Source organism: Tepidimonas sp., from assembly GCF_029335975.1.
Lineage (GTDB): Bacteria > Pseudomonadota > Gammaproteobacteria > Burkholderiales > Burkholderiaceae_C > Tepidimonas.
This window is the reverse complement of record NZ_JARJMT020000075.1, coordinates 1-3,133: the sequence shown is the minus strand read 5'-3', so window position 1 is coordinate 3,133 and position 3,133 is coordinate 1. Positions and strand designations below refer to the sequence as shown.

The window sequence follows — 3,133 nt, the reverse complement described above, 5'->3', positions numbered from 1 at the left end:
CACCAGGCTACGAGGGCCCGCAGCCGGCGGTACGCCGGGCTTTGGTAGAGCTGGTCATGGCTGTGGCGCGCCTCGGGCGGCACGTCGCGCAGCATCTTGACACCCAGATAAGGCGTGAACGTCACCGCCACCAGCCAAGACAACAAGAGGCTGATGCCGAGCACCCAGAAGATGTTGCCGGCATATTCGCCCACGCCCGAGCGCGCAAAGCCGATCGGCAAAAAGCCCGCTACCGTGACCAGCGTGCCAAACAGCATGGGCGCGGCCGTCACGTTCCAGGCGTGGGCGGCGGCGCGCACCCGGTCCCAGCCTTCTTCCATCTTCACCAGCATCATCTCCACGGCGATGATGGCGTCATCCACCAACAGACCCAGCGAGATAATGAGCGCCCCGAGCGTGATTCGGTCCAGGTTGATGCCCATGGCCTTGAAGACCACGAAGCTCAAGCCCAGCGTCACCGGCACCGCGATGCCGACGATGAGGCCCGCGCGCAGCCCGATGGCCAGCATGCTCACGCCCATCACCACCGCCACCGCCACCAGAAACTTGATCTGGAACAGATCCACCGCCTTGGCGATCGCGTCGGCTTGGTTGGTCAGCTGCGTCAGCTCCAGCCCCAGCGGCAGCTCGGCCTTCTCGCGCTCCAGGTAGGCCGCCAGCCGCTGCCCCAATTGCAGGCCGTTGTCGCCTTTGTTCATCACAACGCCGATCAGCACCGCATCTTGCCCCCGCGCGCGCACCAGGTAGCTGGGCGGATCCTCGTAGCCGCGGCGGATGGTGGCGATGTCGCCCAGGCGGATCACCTTGCCGCCGGCGCGGATGGGCAGCTGCACCAGTGCCTCGGGGTCGGACAAGTCGGCGTCGAGCCGGATGTGCAGGCGTGGGCCGTCCGTTTCCAGTCGGCCGGTGGGCACCAGCCGGTTGCTGGTGTCGATGGCCTCGAAGATGGCCTGCGGCGACAGGCCCAGGTTCACCAGCCGCGCATTGTCGAATTCCACGAAGAGGCGCTGGGTGCGCTCGCCCAGCAGCAATGCCTTGTGCACGCCTTCGATGCGCTGGATCTCGTCGCGCAGCCGCTCGGCCTCGCGCACCAGTTCGTCATGCGGCAGCTTGGGCGCAGTCAGCGCCAGCAGGCTGAAATAGACGTCGGCGAAATCGTCATTGGCCAGCGGACCGATGACGCCGGCGGGCATCTCACGCTGCGCGTCCCACATGCGTTTGCGGACCTGGTAGAACAGCTCCGGCACGCGGGCCTGCGGCGTGTAGTCGTGAAACTCCACCTGCAGTGTGGCCTGCCCGGGACGGATGGTGGACTCGATGCGGTAGAGGAACTCCACCTCCTGGATCTTTTTCTCCAGCCGGTCCACCACCTGCGCCTGCAGCTGCTGCGGCGTGGCGCCGGGCCAGGCCACGTTGACCTGCATCACGCGCACGGTAAAGGCGGGGTCTTCCGCGCGGCCCAGGGTCGCAAAGGCGTAGATACCGCCCAGCACCGAAAGTATCAGAAAGAATAGGGTGACAGCGCGCTCGCGCACCGCCAGCGCCGACAGGTTCGGAAAGCTCATTGGCCGCGCTCCTGTACCGTCATGCCTGGCTGCAGCAGGTGCGTGCCCAGCGCCACGACGCGCTCGCCAGCCGCCAGCGGCGCGGCCACCACGGCGTGGCGGTCGTCCATGCGCAGCACGCGCACCGGCACCGCTTCCAACTTGCCGTCACGCACGCGCCAGACGCGCGGCCCTTGCGCGCGTTCGTCCAGCGCGCCCACAGGCACGCGCCAGGCACCCACCGCGCTGGCACCCGCATCCGCAGAGACATTCAGCGGGTCTGGCAGCGCGAACTGGGTGGCAACGACAGCCCCCAGCGGCAGCGCCGGCGGCAGACCGTCTGCGCGGTAGCGCGCGCGGCGTGTGCGCGCCAGCGCATCGACCATGGGCGCCGCTTCGCGCAGCGCAAGCGCCACCGTGCGCCCGTCTGGCAGCAGTATTTGCCCCGTCGCTGGGGGCAGCACTGTATCGGGGAAGAAGACTTCCACCTCGCGCGCGCCAGCCTGCGCGAGCGTGGCCACCGGCTGGCCAGCCGCCACCACCTGACCCGGCTGGCCGGTGACGTCGGTGACGACGCCGGCGGCAGGCGCACGCAGTTGCGCATAGGCACGACCGTTGCGTATCTGCGCCAAGCGTGCTTGTGCGGCGTCGCGACGGCTCGTGGCTTCGCGCACGGCCAGTTGCGCCCGATCGGTCGCCTGGGTGCTGACGAAGCCTTGGGCCGCCAGCGTGCGCACACGTTCCAGGTCGGCCTGCGCGGTGCGCAGCGCGGCTTCTGCCGCAGCTGTATCGGCCTCGGCAGCGCGCACGGCCTGTTCCAGGTCAGAGGGGTCGAGCTCGAACAGCACCTGTCCCGCCCGCACGGTCTGGCCGGCGTCCACACGCCGTGCAGCGATGCGCCCCCCCACTTGGAAGGCCAGGGGCGCCTCTACCCGTGCGCGCACGGTGCCCGACAGACCCATCCCTGCCGCGCTCAACGGCTCCACGGATGCGGTGGCCACCACGGTCGGCGTAGCGGCAGCGCCGGGGGGATCGGCCCGCTGACAACCACTGGCCAGCAGCGCAATCGACATCGACAGGGCCATCGGGGCCTTACGCAGGGGCGCTATGTTCACGGGGCATACCTCCGGCTGACTTGGCAATAAGTGAACGGTATCGTACAGTAAAGGCCATGACCCCGCCGATGGAAGGTGCGCGTGGCGGCATGCCGGGCAGACCGCTGGATGCGCGCAAAGATGAGCTGATCCTGGCGGCTGGGCGCGAGCTGCTGCTGTCGGGCGGACCTGCTGCGTTGACGATGGATGCGGTGGCGCGGGCCAGCGGCGTCTCCAAAGCCACGCTGTATCGGCGCTGGCCGCACCGCGAAGCGCTGCTGGAGTCGCTGGTGCTGCGCGAAACACGGCCGCTGCTCGGAACCCTGGATGCCGCTCCGGCCAATGCCGTGGCGCTGGCTGAGGTGCTGCAGCGCTTCCTCGATTCGATGCTGGCCTTTGTGACCCAGCCGGCCTACCAGGCCTATCTGCAAGCCATTGCTGCCCTGCCGCAGCCGCAGGCCGATCTGCAGCGCATCTGGCGCCTCGGTCCGCAAC

At 68.8% G+C, this 3,133-nt stretch carries 3 protein-coding genes; 1 reads left to right on the top strand and 2 read right to left on the bottom strand.

The window, feature by feature from the left end; genetic code table 11:
* Both P3W97_RS04205 and P3W97_RS04200 read right to left on the bottom strand, forming a co-directional pair.
* On the bottom strand, positions 1-1,565 hold a 1,565-nt coding region (locus P3W97_RS04205; protein ID WP_300844075.1), incomplete at its 3' end, for an efflux RND transporter permease subunit.
* Positions 1,562-2,659, bottom strand: a complete 1,098-nt coding sequence (locus P3W97_RS04200) for an efflux RND transporter periplasmic adaptor subunit (protein ID WP_300844072.1) — start codon at positions 2,657-2,659, stop codon at positions 1,562-1,564. The genes P3W97_RS04200 and P3W97_RS04205, both read right to left, overlap by 4 nt.
* A 56-nt stretch (positions 2,660-2,715) precedes the next feature.
* Here P3W97_RS04200 and P3W97_RS04195 point away from each other — a divergent pair.
* A partial coding sequence (locus P3W97_RS04195) for a TetR/AcrR family transcriptional regulator (RefSeq protein WP_300844070.1) occupies positions 2,716-3,133 on the top strand: 418 nt, incomplete at its 3' end.